This is a genomic window from Hydrogenophaga sp. (genome assembly GCF_051860785.1).
Taxonomy (GTDB): Bacteria; Pseudomonadota; Gammaproteobacteria; order Burkholderiales; family Burkholderiaceae_C; genus Hydrogenophaga.
This window is the reverse complement of the sequence record NZ_JBIMLB010000024.1, coordinates 1-17,608: the sequence shown is the minus strand read 5'-3', so window position 1 is coordinate 17,608 and position 17,608 is coordinate 1. Positions and strand designations below refer to the sequence as shown.

The window sequence follows — 17,608 nt, the reverse complement described above, 5'->3', positions numbered from 1 at the left end:
TCAGGGAGTGGGTGTCTTCGCCGGACCGAAGGTCACATCCGGGAACGCCGCGACCGCACCCGCCCCGCCGTCCACCGCCATCACCTCGCCGGTGATGTGCGCGCTCAGGTCGGAAGCGAGGAACAGCAGCGGGCCGGCGATCTCGGCCGGGGTCGCGGGCCGGCCGATCGGGATGACCTTGCCGATGGCATTCCAGGCGTCCTCGCCCAGCCGCTGGTTCAGGCGCGGCGTGCGCACGTAACCCGGTGCCACCGCATTGATGCGCACACCGCGGCTCGCGTACTCCACGCCGGCGCAACGCACCAGGTGGTGCAATGCCGCCTTGGAGGTGGAGTAGGCGGTCTGATTGGGCACCGCACGGTTGCCGCCCAGAGACCCAACGAACGCCATGCTGCCGCCACCGTCGGCGGCCATCATCTCGCCACCGATCTGGATCGCCAGGTACGCATGGCGCAGCACGATGTCGAACTGCTGCGCCCAGCCGGCGTCGTCCACCGCCGAGAACGGCTTGATGCCCGCCACACCGATGATGTCCACCACGCCGTGCACGCGGCCGAAGGCCTGGCGCGCGGTGTCGAAGATGCGCTGCATGTCGGCGCGCGAGGTCACGTCCGCCGCGCAGGGCACGCCGCCCACGGCCCGCGCGATCTGCTGCGCGAGCGCTTCCTCTCGGTCCACGCAGAGCACGCGCGCACCGGCCTGCGACAGCGCGTGGGTCACCTGTTCGCCGATGCCCTGGCCGGCACCGAGCACGACGAAGCCGCGCCCCTTCAGACTCAGCATCGAGAGGTAGTCGGGCACGCCGTCGCGGTTCATTTCGCTCATGGGCTGGTCCTTCACGCTGCAGCGGTGGCGCGGTGCGTGGGCACCAGGTCCTGCCAGAGCGCGCCGTCGTTCAACTGCACATCGCAGGCGCTCACGCCGCGCAGGTCCAGACCCACCGCAGGCGGCGTTCCATTCTCCGCAGCGACTTTCACGGCGCTGAGCAGCGCGCGGCGCACACGCACCACGCCCTGGTCGGCCGGCACCAGGTGTTCCTTGGAGCGGTCGTAGAGCGCGCCTTGCGACAGCGCAATGGTGGCGTCCTCCACCTCCACGCCGCGCAAGCCCGTCCAGTTGTCCTTCATGAGCTCGCGATCCTGGCCGAAGTTGTCGACCCAGGTCGAGGTGTAGGCGCAGGACTTGCGGTTGTAGTAACGCGTGTCGTCCAGGCCCAGCAGCTCGATGATCTTGTCCTCGGTCACGGGTGCGTTTCCATGCACCACGATGTAGGTGGCGGTGTGCGTGTCGTCCTCCGGCACCTCGAACACGGTGAACAGGAAGGCCGGGGCCGGGATGATGCGGCCGTAGGGCACGATGAAGGGCACGACGCGCGCGTTCTTCACGCCCGGCTCGTTGGTCTTGCGCAGGGCCACGTACTGGAAGCCGAACGCCGTCTCCTCGATCTTGAGGGAGGGCTCGAGGTCGTTGGACACCAGCGCGGCGGGGTTCACCACGTCGGGGTTCGGCACGAAGCTGTCGTCGATCCAGCCGGGACGCGCCATGTTGGTGTGCAACACGCCCACGTGCGAGCTGTCCTCGCCGCCTTCCACCAGCTGCAGGTAGTTGCAGTTCACGTTCACGCGCAAGGCCACGCGGTGTTCGGGGGCCGCCTCCATGAAGGCGTACCGCGAGAACTCGGGTTGCAGTTCCTTCGGCCCCACATAGGCCCACACCAGCCCACCCGCTTCGCGCACGGGGTAGGCGGGCGCCTTCATGCGTTCGCGGTACTTCGGGTCGGCGTGGTTGGGCGTTTCCAGCACGGCGCCGGACACGTTGAATTTCCAGCCGTGGTAGAGGCAGCGCAGGCCGCCTTCTTCGACCCGTCCGAGCGCCAGCGAGGCACCCCGGTGCATGCAGAGCTCATCCAGCATGCCGACGCGGCCTTCGCTGTCGCGAAACGCCACGTAGTCTTCGCCCAGCAGGCGCACGCGCAGCGGCGGTGAATCGGGAGTGGGCAGTTGTACGGACGTGCACACCGGGTGCCAGTAGCGACGCATCAGAACGCCCATAGGGGTTCCGGGGCCGACGCGGCAGATCGTTTCGTTGTCTTTGCTGTTCAACATGGGAAAGCTCCTGTCTTGGTGCAAAAGGCCGGCGGTTCAGTGGGTTCGGCCGGTGGGTTGGGCAGCGCGGGTGGGCTTGACGATGCGGTGCTGCGGCACCAGGCTTCGCCAGTCCTCGTCCTTGCCGATTTCGGCGGAAGTGCCCACGACGTGGCTCACGTCCACGCGCAGCGAGGGCGGCTCCTGTCCTTCGCGCACAGATCGGGCACAGGCCAGCAGGACGCGGTAGAGGCGGCTGATGGCGATATCGGCCGTCGACAGCATTTCCTGCGAGCGGTCGCGGATCGGACCGCCAGAGACGCTGCAGGCAGCGTCTTCCTGCGTGAAACTGGCCAGCCCTGTGAAATGGCCGCTGCGTTGCAGGGCGCGATCCTGGTGGTAGCCGTTCTGCCACCCCATCGCGGTGGGGCCGTCGCAGGTGGCGGCGGTCATGCCGTGTTTCGTCAAGGTTTCGTCGTCCAGACCCACGAAAGACAACTGCTGCGTGCGCAGTGGCTCCTGGCCGATCGGCTTCTCGGCGTTCCACCACACGTGATAGAAGTTGCAGCGCTCGTCGTTCACGGGCACCACGGCGAACCACAGGTCACCATTCGGATTGGCGACGAAGCACGGCGCAATGAACGAAGCCACTCGCGCCATGCGGCGGCCTTCCCCGGCACCGCGCATCGCAACGTAATGGAAACCGAAATCGGTTTCGTCCGCCTCGATCTGCGGCGAGGCGTCGAACTGCATGTGTGTGGTCTTCTTCGCAAAGTCCAGGTCCACGCCTGCGGTCTTGGCCAGGCCCGACGCGTGCAGCACAGTCAGGTGCGACGAATCCACCAAGCCTTCAATGACCTGCACGAAGTTGCAGTTGACCACCGCGTAAGCGTTGATACGGTGGTCGTCGTCCAGGTCCATGAAGGGAAGCTGCGGGAAGGCCGGCTCCTGGTCTCGCGGGCCAAGGTAGGCCCAGAGGAAACCACCGGCCTCGCGCACCGGGTAGGTGCGGCCCTTGATGCGTTCCCTGAATTTCGGATCGGCCACGTTGGGCGTCTCCAGCACCTGGCCATCCACCGCGAACTTCCAGCCGTGGTAGATGCAGCGCAGGCCATCACCTTCGGCGCGCGCGAGCTGCATGGACGCACCGCGGTGCAGACAGAACTCGGCAAACAGGCCTGGACGTCCGCTTTCGTCGCGCCAGGCCACGAAGCGCTCCCCCAGGAGTTCGATCGTCTTCGGGTCGGCGCCGGAGGCGGGCATCTCGCTCAGTTGCATCGCCGGCAACCAGAAGCGTCGCATGGCATCGCCCATGGCGGTTCCGGGATGGGTTCGACACATCAGTTCGTTGTCTTGTTTGCTCAGCATGGGGCTTCCTTTCGCGGTCGGTAAAAAGGGGTCAGAGATCAAGCACCAGACAAGGCGTACGGGCACGAGAGCAGCAGGGCATGAAGCTGTCGCGATGCTCCTCTTCGGTGAGGTAGAGATCGCGGTGGTCGGGCTCACCCTCCAGCACACGGGTCAGACAGGTGCCGCACACGCCCTGCTCGCAAGACAGGGACAAGGGCACGCCCGCATCGAGCAGCGCCTGCGCCGCCGACTGGTCCGCGGCCACCCGGATTCGACGACCACTGCGCCGGAGTTCCAGCTCGAAAGGGCCATCGGAGGAATGGTCGATCGGTGCTGCGGCAAAGTACTCGCGATGCAGTTGCGCTTCCGCCCAACCCAGTTCGCGGGCGGTGGCCAGCACATGGTCCATGAAGCCTGTGGGTCCACAGACATACAGCTGGCGGTCTGAGGTCGGTGGACCGATCGCCGCCCTGGCATCCAGTCGCTGTTCTGCGGCACCATCGTCGGCATGCACCTGAACCCGGTCGGCAAAGGGTGCCTGGCGCAGTTGGTCAAGAAAGGCCATGCGCGAGGGCGTGCGACCGCAGTAATGCAGTTCGAACGAACGGCCCTCACGTGCGAGTTGTTCGGCCATGCACAGGATGGGCGTGATGCCGATGCCACCGGCAAAGAGCAATGCGTGGGCCGGACCGCTGTGCAAGGCGAAGTGGTTGCGGGGGGCAGACACCGACAGCACATCCCCTTCGTTCACTTGATCGATCAGGCGCGCCGAGCCCCCGCGCGACTGCGGATCGCGCAGCACACCGATGCGATAGCGCCGAGAACTGTCCGGCAGCTGGAGCAGCGAATACTGGCGCACCGGGCCACCGGGCACGTGGACGTCGATGTGCGCGCCGGCTTCGTAGCCCGGCAGCTCCGCACCATCCAGCGTGGCGAACTCATACGCGGTGATGTCTTCGGCCACTCGTTGCTTGGCCGCGACCCGCACTTGCAAAAGCGTTTCCATCAGAATCTCACTTCATCTTCCATGGAAGACAAGAGGTCAAAAAAAATGTCGTTCAAGCCCATTCGGCCGCAGAGCGCTTCCGTTTCTGGATCAGCACGGGCGAGCCGCCCAGCCGACGCTGGTTGAGCCAGCGCGCCAGGCCCAGATCCATCACCTCCGCGTGACGCGGAAACCAGTCGGCCAGCGCGAGCGCAAAACTTCGCACCACGTCATGCCGGCCTTGCGCGAGCGCGGCACGCACCTCGTCGAGCGATTTCAGTACGGCCGTGTGTTCATCGACATGGCACCCGGCAGAGCCGTATTCGCTCTCGCGCATGGCGTCGTCTTCCTCGCGGAAGTGGCGCACCGCATGCTCGGCAAAGGCTTCGAGCGCCACGCCTTGCTGTGCGTCCGTGGTGCACAGCAAGGCGTCCACGCAGGCGACGAACTCTCGGTGCGTGTCGTCCATTTCGCCATGACCGACCAGGAAATCTTCGTCCCAGTGGAAGCGGTGGGTGAAGGGCGCGTTCATGCGGTTTCCTTCGTTTCAGCCAGGCGCCGGGCCGGGATCAGTTCACGCCAGTCGTCGCTGCGCACAACGCCGTGGGTGCCTTGCACGCGCGACCAGTCGACATCCCGCCCAATGCCCAGCGGCAGCTTGCCCTGTTCGACGGCTTCGGCGCAGCTCAGCAAGGTGCGGTAGAGGCGGGTGATGCCCACGTCGGCGATCGACAAGGTCTCGTGAGCGCGGTCGCGCACGGCACCCGCCGAAACCGATGCCGCCACGTCCTCCTCGATGAGACCGGGCAGTCCACTCCAGCTCTCGCCACGGCGCATGGCCTCGCGGTCCTGGTGAAAGTTGTTGCGCGGGTTGGGGCGGTCGGCACGGCCCAGCGTCTCATCGGTCAATCCGAATCCGTCCAGCACTTCGGGTGTCAGGCCAATGAATTCCAGGTGGCGGCTGCGAAGGGGATCCCGGTTGAGCTCCAGGGATTCGCTCCAGAACACATGGATGAAGCTGGTGCGTCCATCGTCCAGCGGCACCACGAAGGTGGCGATGTCGCCATTGGGGTTGAGCACGCAGCAAGGCGCCACAAAGGCCGCCACGCGCGCCTCGGTGTGCCGCCCCTGCGCGTCGTCGATCTCTCGCAGTGCCGCGTAGTAGAAGCCGAAGTCGGTCTCCTGCACATCAAGGCGGGGCGCCAGGTTGCGCTGCATGGAGTTCACTTTCTGCGCGAAACCCAGGTCCACCTCGCCCGATTTCTGCAGCCCGTTCATGTGCAGCAGACCCAGGTGAGACGAGTCCACCAGCCCTTCGATGACCTGAACGAAGTTGCACTCTTCGACATGGCGGGTGATCAGGCGCTTCTCATCGGGCAGATCCATCCATGGCCAGTGCGGGAACGCAGGCTCCTGTTCGCGCGGGCCCAGGTAGGCCCACAGCAGGCCACCGGCCTCGCGCACCGGGAACGTGCGGCCCTTGATGCGGGTCTTGAAGTTCGGGTCGGCCACATTGGGCGTATCGATCACCGTGCCGTCCACCGCGAATTTCCAGCCGTGGTAGATGCAGCGCAGACCATCGCCTTCGGCGCGCGCCAGGCGCATGGAAGCGCCCCTGTGCAGGCAGGACTCGTGGAAGAGGCCGGCGCGACCACCGTCATCGCGCCAGGCGACGAAGCGCTCCCCCAGCAACTCCACCCCACGCGGTTCATCGCCCGTGGCGAGGTCGGCGGCGCTCATGAAAGGCAGCCAGTAGCGGCGCATGGTCTGGCCCATGGCGTCGTCGGGACCTACGCGGCACAGGCGTTGATTGGTTTCGTGGTTCAACATGGTTTCGCCTTTCAGTGATAGACGGAGCCACCGTCCACGGCCAGGATCTGGCCGGAGATGAACGACGCGTCACTGCTCGCCAGAAACGCCACGGCGCCGACGATGTCGACCGGCCAGCCGTCGCGCGGCACGGCACGCGTCTGGATCGCGGCCTCGCGGTAGGTGGCGAGAAATTCCTTGTTGGCCAGGTTGCCTTCGCTCAACGTGTAGCCCGGCGACACGGCGTTGACGGTGATGAAGTCCTTGCCGAGTTCGCGCGCCAGCGAACGTGTCATGGTCATCAAAGCGCCTTTGCTGGCCACGTACTCGAGCATGAACGGCGCGCCCTTGAAGGCCGTGCCCGAGGTGATGTTGACGATGCGACCCTGTTGCTGCGCGCGCATGTGCAGCGCGACCGCGCGGATGCACAGGAACGGCCCCATGGCGTTGACGTCCTGCATGCGCCGCCATTCGGCCACGGAGATCTGCTCGAAGGGCCGCAGCTCGATGGTGGCGGCGATGGCCGCGTTGTTCACCAGGATGTCGACGCGACCGAAGGCCTGCACGGTCTGCTCGACCATGTTCGCCACCGAGGCCTCGTCGGACACGTCGGTCCGCACGGCGAGCGCACGCGCACCCGTCGTGCGGATCTGCTCGGCCACAGGCTCGGCGTCGACCACATCGGCCAGGACCACGGCCGCGCCTTCGGACGCAAGCCGCTCGGCGATGGCGCGGCCGATACCGGTTTGTGCGCCGGTGACGATGGCTACTTGCTGGTCGAATCTCATGCCGTTTTCTTCCTGTTCAATGCCCAAGGCCCATGAGCGCCGCAAGTTGTGTTTCGTCGCGCGCGAGTGTTGCCGACACGCCTTCGTGCACGCAGCGGCCCCGATCCATCACGATGCAGCGGTCCGACAGGTCGAGCGCAATGTCGACGCGCTGCTCCACCAGCAGCAAGGCGATCGAGCCGGACTGCACGATCTTGCGGATGCTGTTCACCAGGTGTTCCACGATGATGGGCGCGAGGCCTTCGAACGGCTCGTCCATCAGCAAGGCGCGCGGGTTGCCCAGCAACGCGCGCGCGATCGACAGCATCTGCTGCTCGCCGCCCGAGAGCTGGTTTCCGTGGCTGCCCAGGCGCTCGCCCAGACGGGGAAACAGTTCCAGCACGCGCGCCTGCGTCCAGTGGCCCGGGCGCGCCGCAACCTGAAGGTGCTCGGCCACGGTGAGGCTGGGAAACACCTCACGGCCCTGCGGCACATAGCCCAGGCCGCTCTTCGAGCGCTGGTGCACCGCTTGTGCCGTGATGTCATTGCCATCGAGCGCGATGCCACCGCTGCGGCGCTGCGCACGGCCCACGATGAGTTCGAGCAACGTGCTCTTGCCAACGCCGTTGCGCCCGATGATGGCCACCGTCTCTCCGCTGGCCACACGCAGGCTCACATCTTCGTTGACCAGCGTGGGGCCCCAGCCACCGCTGAGTTTGTGGGTTTCAAGCATGAACCGGCGCTCCATCGAAACGTTTCTTGCCGGCGGTGCCGAGGTAGACCGATTGCACCTCGGGGTGCGACATGACATCGCCCGGTTTGCCTGTCATCAGCATCGCGCCGCTCACCAGCACCGAGACGTCGGTGGCGAAGCGACGCACCATCTCCATGTCGTGCTCGATCATGAGCACCGCGATTTCGCGAGGCAGGGTGTCGATCGCGCCGTGCAACAAGTCGAGTTCGTTGCTCGGGATGCCGGCCGCCGGTTCGTCGAGCAACAGAACGCGCGGGGTGAGCGCCAGCGCCAGTGCGATTTCCACCAGACGCTGGCGGCCATACGCGATCTCGCTCACCTTGTTGTGGCGGTCGGATTGCAGCTTGAGCTGTTCGACCAGCTTCTCCGTGCGCTCGAGCAGATCGCGTTGCCTGCCTGCGGGACGCCAGATCGAGAAGCCGCGGCCAGCCGCTTGCGCCACCGCGATGTAGATGTTCTCGAACACGGTCAGCTGCGCGAACAGGCTGGAGATCTGGAAGGTGCGCACCAGCCCCTTGCGTGTGCGCGCCGCGGCCGATGACGAAGTGACCTCTTCGCCGAAGAGGCGCAACTGACCCCGATCGGGCCGCACCACTCCCGTGAGGAGGTTCACCAGCGTGGTCTTGCCGGCGCCGTTGGGCCCGATCAGCGCGGTGCGCGCGCCCACCGGCAGCGACAGGCTCACGTCCTGCGTGACGTGCAGCGCGCCGAAGTGCTTGCACAAGCCGCTGGCCTCCAGTGCGAGCGTGGCTGTCGTGCTCATGCTGCATCCTTGCGCGCGCGGCGCATCAAAGACCTGAGCATGCCGAGCAGGCCGCCGCGCCCCATCAGCACGACCAGGATCAGCAACACGCCGATGATCAGCATCCAGTAGAAGGGATTCCATTGCGATGAAAAGTGTTTGAGCAGCATGTACACCGGTGCCCCCACGAGCGCCCCGTGCAGGCCACCGATGCCGCCGAGCACCAGCATCACGAGCGCGTCGATCGAGGTGTCGACAGCCAGAACACCCAGCCCGACAAAGGCATTGGCCTGCGTGAACAGGGCGCCCGCCATGCCGGCCACCGCACCGCTGATGACATAGGCCAGCGTCAGATGAGGCAGCACACGGTTGCCGATCAGGCGCATGCGGGCCGGGTTCTCCCTGACGCCCTGCAACATCACGCCGAAGGGCGACGACACGACCCGTTTGAGCAGTACAAAGATGACGCACAGCCACGCCAGCGTGTACAGGTAGGCCGTGGCGCCACCCAGGCCCCATTCAAAGAGGCCGAGGATGGGGGCGAACTGAATGCCCGCCAGGCCATCGTCGCCACCAGTGATGGTGGTGGCCTTGTGGGCGGCCTCGAACACCAGCACGCCAAGTGCCAGCGTCACCATCATGAGCGGCAGACCGGTGAGGCGCAGCAGAAATGGGCCGATCACCGCGGCCAGTGCAGCCGACGCGATGCCCGCCACGACCACTGCGCTCACCGGCTCAGTCCATCCCGCCAGCGAAAGCCAGCCCGCCGCGAACGCACCCAGGCCGAAGAACACCGCATGCCCGAGCGACAACACACCCGAGAAGCCGAGCAGCAGGTCGAACGAAAGCACCAGCACCACCATGACGAGGACGGAAGTGCCCAGCGCGAGATACTGCGGAAAGACGAAGTAGCAGGCCAGCGCGGCCAGCACCCACGCCACTTCGCCGACACGCCAGTGGTGGCGGCTGAGGATGGAATCTCGGGGAAGCGTGGTCATGGTCAGATCGTCTGTCGACGCACGAGAAGTCCGTTCGGACGCCACACCATCAGGCCGATGAGCAGCAGGTAGATGAAGAACGCGCCGAACTGCGGAAAGAGGTAGCGCCCCGCCGTCTCGACCACGCCCACGATGATGGCCACCGCCACCGAGGCGGTGACTTGCCCATGACCCGCCAGTGCAACGATGACCAGCATCAGCACCAGGTACTTCATGGGCCACATGGGTTCCATGGGCAGCATGGGAGCGGCCAGGATGCCACCCAGCGCTGCCAGGCCGCAGCCCAGCGCGAAGGTGGCTGCAAACAGCAGGGGCACGTTCATGCCCATGGCTTGCGCCATTCCACGGTTGTCCACCGCTGCGCGCAAGCGGGCCCCCGTGCTGGTGCGTTCAAACACCCACCAGAGCGCTCCGATGATGACGATGCAGATGCCGGAGGCGACCACGCGGTAGAGCTCGAACTCCCGGATGCCCAGGTCGATGTTCCCCCGCAGGTAGGCCGGCAGTTCCATGCGCACGATGTTCGGGCCGAACAGCATGGTGATGATGGCAATCACCACAAAGTTGAAGCCGATCGTCACCAGCACCTGGTCGAGGTGGCTGCGCTTGTAGAGGCGAACGTACAGCAGGCGCTCCGCCAGCACACCGAAGGCCGCCACCGCCATCACGGCAGCAGGCACCGCCAGCGCATAGGGCCAGCCTTGCTGCTGCATCAGGCTGATGGCGAGATAGCCACCCATGGCCGCAAACGCACCGTGACCGAGGTTGATCACATGCATGAGGCCCATGGTGATGACCAGGCCGAGCGCAATCAGGCACAGGACCAGGCCGTACGACAGGCCGTACAGAAGAATGAACGCAACAGTGGACACGGCAATCGCCTGGGTGGACTGGCAGTGGGGTCGGAAGGATGCTGGCTGGCGCTTCAGTTCAGCGGTGCAGCCTTGACCTGTTCCCAGGTCTTGATCACGCGGTTGCTCTTGACCCCGTCGGCGGACTTGACCACCTCACGCAGATAGAAGTTCTGGATCGGCTCACGCGTGACGGGGTCGATGGTGATCGGTCCGCGCGGGCTTTTCCAGGTGTAGCCGAGCATGGTCTTCATGGCGGCCTCGCCGTTGAAGGGTTTGCCGGCCTGGTCATTCAGCATCTTGTAGGCCAGGTGCATGGCGTCAAACGCGCCAATGCTGAAGGAGTTCGGGCGCACGGTGGGGCCGGCGTTCTTCTTCAACCAGTCGGAGAAGGCCAGGTTCTCGGCGTTCCTGGCGTTGGCGTCGATGTAGATGATGGACTTGAAGCCGACGATGGAGTCGTCGAACAGCGGGAGATCGCTGTCTTCGGCTTCGCCCTGGCCAATGATCAACACCTTCTGGGTCAGCCCCCGCGCCGCCAGCGCTTTGCTGAACGCCACCGAGGCCGCGCCGGGTGGAATGAACACCTGCAGCACGTCGGGGTTGGCGTTGGCGATGCGCTCGGCAAACGGCGCAAAGTCGGCGGTGTTGAGCGGAATGCGCACGTTGCCCACCATCTGCCCGCCCTCGGCGGTGAACTTGGTCATGAACGACTGCTCGACGATATGGCCTGGTCCATAGTCGCCAACGGCCACGTAGCCACGCGACTTGCCCGACTGGCGGGCGTGCATGGCGGCCAGCTCTGCAGGCAGGTTGATCGGCTGACCCATGCGGACGAAATACGGCGACATCTTCATGAGCGCAGGCGTGGCCGCGTTGACGATGAACAGCGGCACCTTGGCCGCATTCACCACCGGCGCCGTGGCCGCCACCTCGGGGCTGAGGTAGAAGCCGCCGAGCATGGACACCTTGTCCTTGACCACCAGCTCTTCGGCCAGGCGCTTGGCCAGCGTGGGGTCAGCGCCCGCGCTGTCGCGGTAGATCACCTCCACCTTGCGGCCACCGGCTTCGTTGCCGTGCAGCGCCTGATAAGCCTCCACACCATGGCGGAACGATTGCCCGGCGACGGCAAACGGCCCGGTGTAGGGGCCGACAAAGCCGACCTTGATGGAGTCCTGGGCCTGGGCGGTCGCCGCCAGTGTGGCAGCGGTGCCCATGGCCACCAGGAACCGTGTCGCGAATTTCAGCATGTTGTCTCCTTCGAATCGTCGTGGGTCGGATGTGCCTTCATCGGGCACGGAAATCACTATTCGTCTTCCGTGGAAGATAATTGCGTTGTCTAAAACTGTGCACAGGGTTACTACCTAGTCTCGAGGGAATTCGACGTCTGCCGGCCTCGTTTTGCCGATTCGACTGCTGGATTCGGCTACCATGAAAGCTTCCAGAGAAGAGGTTTTTTTATGGGCAAGAAAGAACAAACCTCCCACCGGGCGAAATCCCTTCCGGTGCCGGCAGCGAAGAGCGGCGGCAACGGGGCCAGCCTGAGCGAACTGATCACCCTCCAGTGGCAGGCCGAACGCGGCGACCTGGACCTGCGCGACTTCCTGCTGGCGATCTACTTCATGCGGCTGGGCACCATCGTCGACCGCGCCTACGACCGAATGTGCAAGACCCGCTACGGTGTGAGCGGCGGCGACATGCGGGTGCTCCTGGCGCTGCGGCGCAGCGGGCCGCCCTACGTTCGTCGTCCCACCGACCTTTTCCGCGCCTTGCTGGTCACCTCGGGCGCGATCACCAAGAAGGTGGATCGGCTGGTGGAAGCCGGCCTGGCGGAGCGACTGCCGGACCCCAGCCACAACGGCGGGTTTCTCGTCCATCTGACCAAACGAGGGCTGCAGTTTGTGGAAGAGACGGTCGAGAGCCTGGCCAGCGAGCCCATTCTTGCGCCCGCCATGCGCCAGTTCAGCAGCGCCGAGCGTGACGAAATCAACCGCTATGCGCTGCGCATCCTGTCTGCGCTGGAACACAGCGGAGGCATCGACCTCGACGCCGACGCCGACCAGTGACCCGCTAGTTCTCCACACGGCTCGGGCCCTGGTATTCGATCCGCTGCGCCGGAAATGCGTCGTCCAGATCGGGGCCACGCCAGTTCAGTTCCACCGGATGCGAGGCTTCGAAGTAGGCCAGCGCCAGCCGGTACAGGCGCCGGGTGTCGGGCGGCAAGGCGGCGATGTCGTTGGCAGGGTAGGTCTGCAGATGCTGCAGGATGGCATCCATGCGCGGGAAGATCGCGTCATAGAAATCCCGAATCTCCTCCATCGACGTACCCAGTCGCTTTGAATAACGCGCCTGCTCGGTCGGCAGCGCCCAGTCGCCCACGCGCGGCTGAAGGTCTTCGAAGCCTGCCGGCAGGGACGCCTCGTGCGGCACGGCGCTCATGGCGACACCTCAAGCATGGCCTGGCGCACGCGGAAGTGGTGGGCGAGCGCCATCTCCTGGCGCGACAGCACCACGTGTTCCATCACCCCGGTGGCCAGCGCGGCATGCTGCGCTTCCAGCAGGCTCAGGTCCTCGCGCACCACCTCTTTTTCCCGTATGCGAAACAGCTCCTGGCTGGCGCGCTCCGCCAGGTTGTCGGGCTGGTACACGAAGGTTTCGTTGATGACCACCGTGCGCGAAGCGGACACTGGAAGAAAGCGAAGCTCGATGCGGTAGTGCTGCCCGAGCAACATGACCACATTGGGGAACAGTTCGATCACATCGAACAACCAATGCTCCGCCCGAGACGGATTCACCGCAGGAGGCAAGCCATCGTTGTCGAAGCAGGCCGCCGGCAACAGCTTGCGGCCAAAGCGGTAGGCGATGGCCTCCGAGGGCGCCAGCCGGTGGTCTGGGTTGGCCGGGGCCGAGTAGCGCGTGTGCCTGCGCATGAACTGCATGAATGGGCGATGGCGCTGGGGGTTGCTGGCGCCGCCCTGGTAGTCGCCCGCGGTGTTGCGGTGGATGAACATCGTGTGGTAGCCCTCGGTGAAGGCATTCACCGCCAGGTTCCAGTTGGCTTCAATCTCGAACCGATGGCTGGACAGCCGCTGCTGACTTTGAAAGTAGTCGCCATAGCCCGGCGCGAGTTCGCCGAGCCACTCCTCCAGCGTCTCTTCCGGAAAGCGTGCGAAGTTCAGGAACACCAGGCCGTTCCATTCCTCGCAATGCACCGGCAGCAGACCCAGCTCGTCCTTGTCGATGCCGCTGAACTGCCCCTCATCGGTCACGCCCTTCAGCGCACCTTCGCACGACCAGGTCCAGCCATGGAAGCTGCATGAAAACCGCCGCTTGTTGCCCGTGCTGCCGACATCCACCAGTCGATTGCCCCGATGGCGGCAGATGTTGTGAAAGGCACGGATTCGTCCATCGGTGCCGCGCACGATCAGCACGGACGCCTTGGGCACATCGAACGAGCGCTCGACGTAATCGCCGGGCGCAGACAGATCGCTGGCATGCGCCGCCAGCAACCATGCGCGCGAAAAAATGCGCTCGCGTTCCAGTTCGAAGGATGCCGGTGAGATGTACTCCGCCAACGGCAGGACGAGGTTCGGCGGGGCAGCGTGAGCTGCCTGGATCTTGGTTTCAAGGACTGCGGCCATGGTGCGACTCTTCAGGCCATGGCGGAGGAGGCTTTGTCCGCCGGCGCAGACGCATCCTGATCCGTCATCGTCTGCCACCGGGTACCCGCCCCGATCACGCCGTTGCGCCCTTTCACCTGGCTCAGGTCGGCGCTCAGCCCCAGTGGTTCCCGGCCTTCCCGTATGGCCTTCGGCAGCGAGAGCAGGGTTCGATACAGGCGCGAGATGGCCACATCCGCCGGGGCCAGCACCTCCTTGCTCCGGTCTCGAATCTCGCCTGAAGAAGTCAACACGGCGGCGTCTTCCGGGAAGAACACATGAAGGCCGGAATACTGCCCGTTGCGCATGGCGGTCCTGTCCTGGTGGAAATTGTTCTCGCGGCTGGGCTTGCCGGGCAGGTGCCAGGTGTCCGGGTGGAGGCCGCACTTGTGCAGCGTGTCCTCGTCCAGGCCCGTGAATCGAAGCAGATCGGCGCTGTGCGGCTCCTTGGAAATCTCCTTGGTGTCGCTCCACCACACGAAGTGATGAAGCGTCCGGTGGTCGTCGATCGGCACGATCAGGCCGAGCAGGTCGCCATTGGCGTTGACGCAGTAGAACGGCGCGACATAGCCCGTCACCCGGGCCGTGACGTTGTCGCCCTCGGGCGTGGAGGCGGCGCGCAAGGCTGCGTAGTAGAAGCCGAAGTCGGTGTCCTCCACCTCCACCTTCGGGTCGGACACCGCCGCGGTGGTGCTGCTGTTGACGCTGGAGACGAAATCGATGCTGGACCCGCGCTTGAACGCGTCCTGGTGCAGGATGGTCAGGTGCGACGAATCCAGCAAGGCCTCCTGCAGCTGCACGTAGTTGCAGGGCACGACGAGTGTCACCGTCAACACGCGCTCGGGCGGCTGATCGAAGAAGCTCCAGTGGGGAAAGGCCGGCTCCAGCTCGGCAGGCCCCACATAGGCCCAGACCATCGACCCCGCTTCACGAACCGGGTAGGCCTTGGCCTTGATGCGGGAGCGGAACCGGGGGTCCGAGACATTCGGGGTTTCCAGGACCGCACCGTCCACGGAGAAATGCCAGCCGTGGAAGAGGCAGCGAATCCCCCCCTTCTCGACGCGCCCCAGCGCCAGCGAAGCCGAGCGATGGAGGCACAACTCGTCCAGCAGGCCCACGCGGCCCTCGCTGTCCCGAAACGCCACGAAGCGCTCGCCAAACAGCTCGACCTTCACCGGGTCGCAGTCGGGCGCGGGCAACTGGTAGCTCGACAGGATGGGCACCCAGTAGCGGCGCAAGGCCTCGCCCATGGGGGTACCCGGGCCGACCCGGCACATCAATTCATTGTCTTCGCGTGATAGCATCTTTTGCCTCTCATGGGGGGTGGATAAAATTCTTCCCGGGAAGAATTGCATTTCTTCCCGGGAAGATATTTCGCCCGGCATCACCTGTCCATAGGGATAACCATGAGTGCCGCCCAAAGGCGAGCGGTTTCGGCAGCCTCCCTGGAACAAGGAAACACTGAAGATGACGGTAGACACGAGTGGCCACCCCTTATCGGAACTGGTGCATCAATGGGAAGAGCAGCGCCCCGACCTCGACCTCACCGCCTTTCGTCTCGTGGGCGTCGTCATGCAACTGGCGCAGGTGCTGGAGACGGAGTTTCGAGACCTCGCTCAGAGCCGTTTCGGCATCGGCTCGGGTGATCTGCGCATCCTCATGGCGCTGCGTCGGGTCGGCGAGCCTTACACCCTGCGCCCCACCGACCTGTTTCAGTCGCTGCTGGTGAGTTCGGGCGCGATCACCAAACAGGTGGATCGTCTGGCCGAGGCCGGCTTTGTCAAGAAGGTGCTGCCCAAGGGCGCCAAGCGCCGGCGCGTGATCATGCTCACCGCCAAAGGCCTGCGCGCAGCCGACTACGCGCAGGAAGAAATCGCCACATCACTGGCGGGTGTCGCGCCCACCTTTTCGCTGCTGCGCCAGAAGGACATCGAGACCACGCTGCGCTGTCTTGAACAGATCAACGACGCCGCATTTGCCCGCCAGAATCCACCGGCGGACAACGAGGAAGAGCCCGACGAATAGCGCTGTGGTTGTCGAAGTCGGTGTTCTTTGATATCTTCCTTGGAAACTTTCAAAGAGGATATCCATGGACAGCAACGACGTACTGGTGGTGGTCGAGATCCGCTCGGTTCACGACCCGGAGGCGCTCAAGGCCTACCAGACAGGCGCACGGCAGCAGATCGCTGAATACGGCGCTTCGGTGATTGCCCGTGGCGGCACCACGCTGGAAGGCGCACCCGCCTTCGGCCCATTGATGGTGCAGCGCTGGCCGTCCGAGGCGGCGTTTCGCACCTGGCAGAGCAGCGAAAACTACCGCCCGCTGCGCGCCATTCGAGAGGCAAGCGCCGACTTGCGGATCGCCGTGATTCCGCTGGTCTGAATCGCCGCTAGTAGAAGAACACCAGACTCGCCCGGTCCTTGAACACCTGCCGCGCCAGTTCGCGCGCCTGGCTGGGCTTCTGGTCGGCCACGGCGCGGGCGTAGGCCAGCTTCTCGGCGCTCAGCCCCGGGCATTTCTGCGCCAGGTCGTCGCCGTTGTTGCGCACCGCCAGCCGCACGGCGTGGCCATACGTCCAGCGCAGCGTGTTGCACAACTCGCGCAGTTGTTCCGCGTCCACCGCGCTGGGCAGACGAAGGCCATGGAATTCGAGGTACTGCACCAGCCGGAACTCGTCGTCCGGCGCAATCACCGCCGCGCCCCCATCGGCTTCCACGCGAATGGCCAGAAAGAAATCCTGGTGCGTCAGCTCGTCCACCGCCTCGGCATCGAGGGCGGGGGCGATCTGCTGTGGGATGTGGCGAGACGCGAACGCAGAGGAAGCGCTGTCACCTGACGGCTGTCGGGGTGACGACGGAAAAGGAATGACGGTCATCGCTGAAAAGTTTTGTTACTTCCAGAATTCTGCCCACGCCCCCCTTTCCGCGTCCGTGAGGGAATCGTCACCTTCCGCGAATCAATCCACCTCTGCCCCCCGCGCCGCACCCTGAAGGAATACGAACTCATCACAAGCTGCCACAAAAGCCGGCGACGCCTGCGGGTGCCCGAAGCCCAGCACCGTGAGCCCAGCCTCCTGAATGCGGCCCGCCAGACCGACGAAATCGCTGTCGCAAGAGACGATGCAGAAGCCATCGACCCGGCGCGAGAGCAGCAGCTCCATGGCGTCCATGATCAGCGTGGCATCGCTCGCGTTCTTGCCCTGCGAGTAGTGGAACTGCTGCACCGGCCGAATGCCCAGCCCGTGCAGGCACTTCTTCCACGAAGCCAGCGTGCTGTTGGTCCAGTCGCCATACGCCCGGCACACCGTGGGCCGGCCGCGCTCGTTCACCAACTGCATGAGCTGCGCGGCGCGGTGGCCGCTCACGTTCTCGGCATCGATCAGCACCGCCAGGCGCGGGCGGGCGATGAAGTGAGCTGGGTTGCGCGTGGGCGCTGGTGATGGTGGTGGTGATTGCTGTTGCATGTGCCGTCCCTGTCGGTTGGTTGCTTCACCACCGCCGCCCTTTGTGAGGGTGGCGGTGGCCCGAGGCGGGATGCGAAGGGACTTCCCACTTTCAGGTAGCGGCATCGGAGTGCCAAGATTGATTTTGCGAAGCTCAATCTGCAAC

The 17,608-nt window shown here is 65.1% G+C and carries 20 protein-coding genes; 3 read left to right on the top strand and 17 right to left on the bottom strand.

The genetic code is table 11. The annotated features are described in order from the left end of the window. The 12 genes from ACTIF6_RS23080 to ACTIF6_RS23025 are packed head-to-tail and all read right to left on the bottom strand — an operon-like array spanning position 1 to position 11,590. Positions 1-825, bottom strand: a complete 825-nt coding sequence (locus tag ACTIF6_RS23080; protein WP_439590091.1) for an SDR family NAD(P)-dependent oxidoreductase — start codon at positions 823-825, stop codon at positions 1-3. 11 nt (positions 826-836) lie between these two features. Further along, complete coding sequence (locus ACTIF6_RS23075; RefSeq protein WP_439590090.1) at positions 837-2,105, bottom strand: Rieske 2Fe-2S domain-containing protein; 1,269 nt, start codon at positions 2,103-2,105, stop codon at positions 837-839. 36 nt (positions 2,106-2,141) lie between these two features. Continuing rightward, positions 2,142-3,452 carry a Rieske 2Fe-2S domain-containing protein gene (locus ACTIF6_RS23070; protein WP_439590089.1) on the bottom strand — a complete coding sequence of 437 codons (1,311 nt, stop codon included), beginning with the start codon at positions 3,450-3,452 and terminating at the stop codon, positions 2,142-2,144. 31 nt (positions 3,453-3,483) lie between these two features. After that, the gene (locus ACTIF6_RS23065; RefSeq protein WP_439590088.1) at positions 3,484-4,440 is read right to left on the bottom strand and encodes a PDR/VanB family oxidoreductase; all 957 of its coding nucleotides are present in this window, start codon (positions 4,438-4,440) and stop codon (positions 3,484-3,486) included. A 52-nt stretch (positions 4,441-4,492) separates the two neighbouring features. Continuing rightward, the gene (locus ACTIF6_RS23060; RefSeq protein ID WP_439590087.1) at positions 4,493-4,951 is read right to left on the bottom strand and encodes a bacteriohemerythrin; all 459 of its coding nucleotides are present in this window, start codon (positions 4,949-4,951) and stop codon (positions 4,493-4,495) included. Next, on the bottom strand, positions 4,948-6,249 hold the full coding sequence (locus tag ACTIF6_RS23055; protein ID WP_439590086.1) for a Rieske 2Fe-2S domain-containing protein: 1,302 nt from the start codon (positions 6,247-6,249) through the stop codon (positions 4,948-4,950). Before ACTIF6_RS23055 ends, ACTIF6_RS23060 begins: the two co-directional genes overlap by 4 nt. An 11-nt stretch (positions 6,250-6,260) precedes the next feature. Continuing rightward, on the bottom strand, positions 6,261-7,016 hold the full coding sequence (locus ACTIF6_RS23050; protein WP_439590085.1) for an SDR family NAD(P)-dependent oxidoreductase: 756 nt from the start codon (positions 7,014-7,016) through the stop codon (positions 6,261-6,263). Positions 7,017-7,032: 16 nt separating this feature from the next. Continuing rightward, on the bottom strand, positions 7,033-7,728 hold the full coding sequence (locus tag ACTIF6_RS23045; protein ID WP_439590084.1) for an ABC transporter ATP-binding protein: 696 nt from the start codon (positions 7,726-7,728) through the stop codon (positions 7,033-7,035). After that, entirely contained in the window at positions 7,721-8,512 is a 792-nt protein-coding gene (locus ACTIF6_RS23040; protein WP_439590083.1) for an ABC transporter ATP-binding protein, read from the bottom strand. Before ACTIF6_RS23040 ends, ACTIF6_RS23045 begins: the two co-directional genes overlap by 8 nt. After that, the gene (locus ACTIF6_RS23035; RefSeq protein ID WP_439590082.1) at positions 8,509-9,489 is read right to left on the bottom strand and encodes a branched-chain amino acid ABC transporter permease; all 981 of its coding nucleotides are present in this window, start codon (positions 9,487-9,489) and stop codon (positions 8,509-8,511) included. Before ACTIF6_RS23035 ends, ACTIF6_RS23040 begins: the two co-directional genes overlap by 4 nt. A gap of 2 nt (positions 9,490-9,491) precedes the next feature. Then, positions 9,492-10,361, bottom strand: a complete 870-nt coding sequence (locus tag ACTIF6_RS23030) for a branched-chain amino acid ABC transporter permease (RefSeq protein ID WP_439590081.1) — start codon at positions 10,359-10,361, stop codon at positions 9,492-9,494. Positions 10,362-10,414: 53 nt separating this feature from the next. Beyond that, a complete protein-coding gene (locus ACTIF6_RS23025) occupies positions 10,415-11,590 on the bottom strand; it encodes an ABC transporter substrate-binding protein (RefSeq protein WP_439590080.1) in 1,176 nt (391 codons plus the stop codon). Positions 11,591-11,800: 210 nt separating this feature from the next. On the opposite strand from ACTIF6_RS23025, the gene ACTIF6_RS23020 reads away from it, so the two are divergent. Continuing rightward, entirely contained in the window at positions 11,801-12,406 is a 606-nt protein-coding gene (locus ACTIF6_RS23020; RefSeq protein ID WP_439590079.1) for a MarR family winged helix-turn-helix transcriptional regulator, read from the top strand. Between the two features lie 4 nt (positions 12,407-12,410). Here the strand turns inward: ACTIF6_RS23020 and ACTIF6_RS23015 are convergent, their stop codons facing one another. Genes ACTIF6_RS23015 through ACTIF6_RS23005 form a run of 3 tightly spaced genes read right to left on the bottom strand, consistent with a single transcriptional unit; the run spans position 12,411 to position 15,303 of the window. Beyond that, a complete protein-coding gene (locus ACTIF6_RS23015; protein WP_439590078.1) occupies positions 12,411-12,779 on the bottom strand; it encodes a hypothetical protein in 369 nt (122 codons plus the stop codon). After that, entirely contained in the window at positions 12,776-13,981 is a 1,206-nt protein-coding gene (locus ACTIF6_RS23010) for an aromatic ring-hydroxylating oxygenase subunit alpha (RefSeq protein ID WP_439590077.1), read from the bottom strand. Before ACTIF6_RS23010 ends, ACTIF6_RS23015 begins: the two co-directional genes overlap by 4 nt. Before the next feature lie 11 nt (positions 13,982-13,992). Continuing rightward, complete coding sequence (locus ACTIF6_RS23005) at positions 13,993-15,303, bottom strand: Rieske 2Fe-2S domain-containing protein (protein WP_439590076.1); 1,311 nt, start codon at positions 15,301-15,303, stop codon at positions 13,993-13,995. A gap of 163 nt (positions 15,304-15,466) precedes the next feature. Between ACTIF6_RS23005 and ACTIF6_RS23000 the strand changes: the two genes are divergently transcribed. Together ACTIF6_RS23000 and ACTIF6_RS22995 are read left to right on the top strand one after the other, a co-directional pair. Then, a complete protein-coding gene (locus tag ACTIF6_RS23000) occupies positions 15,467-16,024 on the top strand; it encodes a MarR family winged helix-turn-helix transcriptional regulator (protein WP_439590075.1) in 558 nt (185 codons plus the stop codon). A gap of 64 nt (positions 16,025-16,088) precedes the next feature. Further along, positions 16,089-16,382, top strand: coding sequence for a DUF1330 domain-containing protein (locus ACTIF6_RS22995; RefSeq protein WP_439590074.1), 294 nt, complete (start codon positions 16,089-16,091; stop codon positions 16,380-16,382). 7 nt (positions 16,383-16,389) lie between these two features. Here the strand turns inward: ACTIF6_RS22995 and ACTIF6_RS22990 are convergent, their stop codons facing one another. Both ACTIF6_RS22990 and ACTIF6_RS22985 read right to left on the bottom strand, forming a co-directional pair. After that, entirely contained in the window at positions 16,390-16,875 is a 486-nt protein-coding gene (locus ACTIF6_RS22990; RefSeq protein WP_439590073.1) for a hypothetical protein, read from the bottom strand. 81 nt (positions 16,876-16,956) lie between these two features. Further along, positions 16,957-17,463: an NYN domain-containing protein gene (locus ACTIF6_RS22985; RefSeq protein ID WP_439590072.1), complete on the bottom strand. Its 507-nt coding sequence runs from the start codon at positions 17,461-17,463 to the stop codon at positions 16,957-16,959. Between the last annotated feature and the right edge of the window lie 145 nt (positions 17,464-17,608).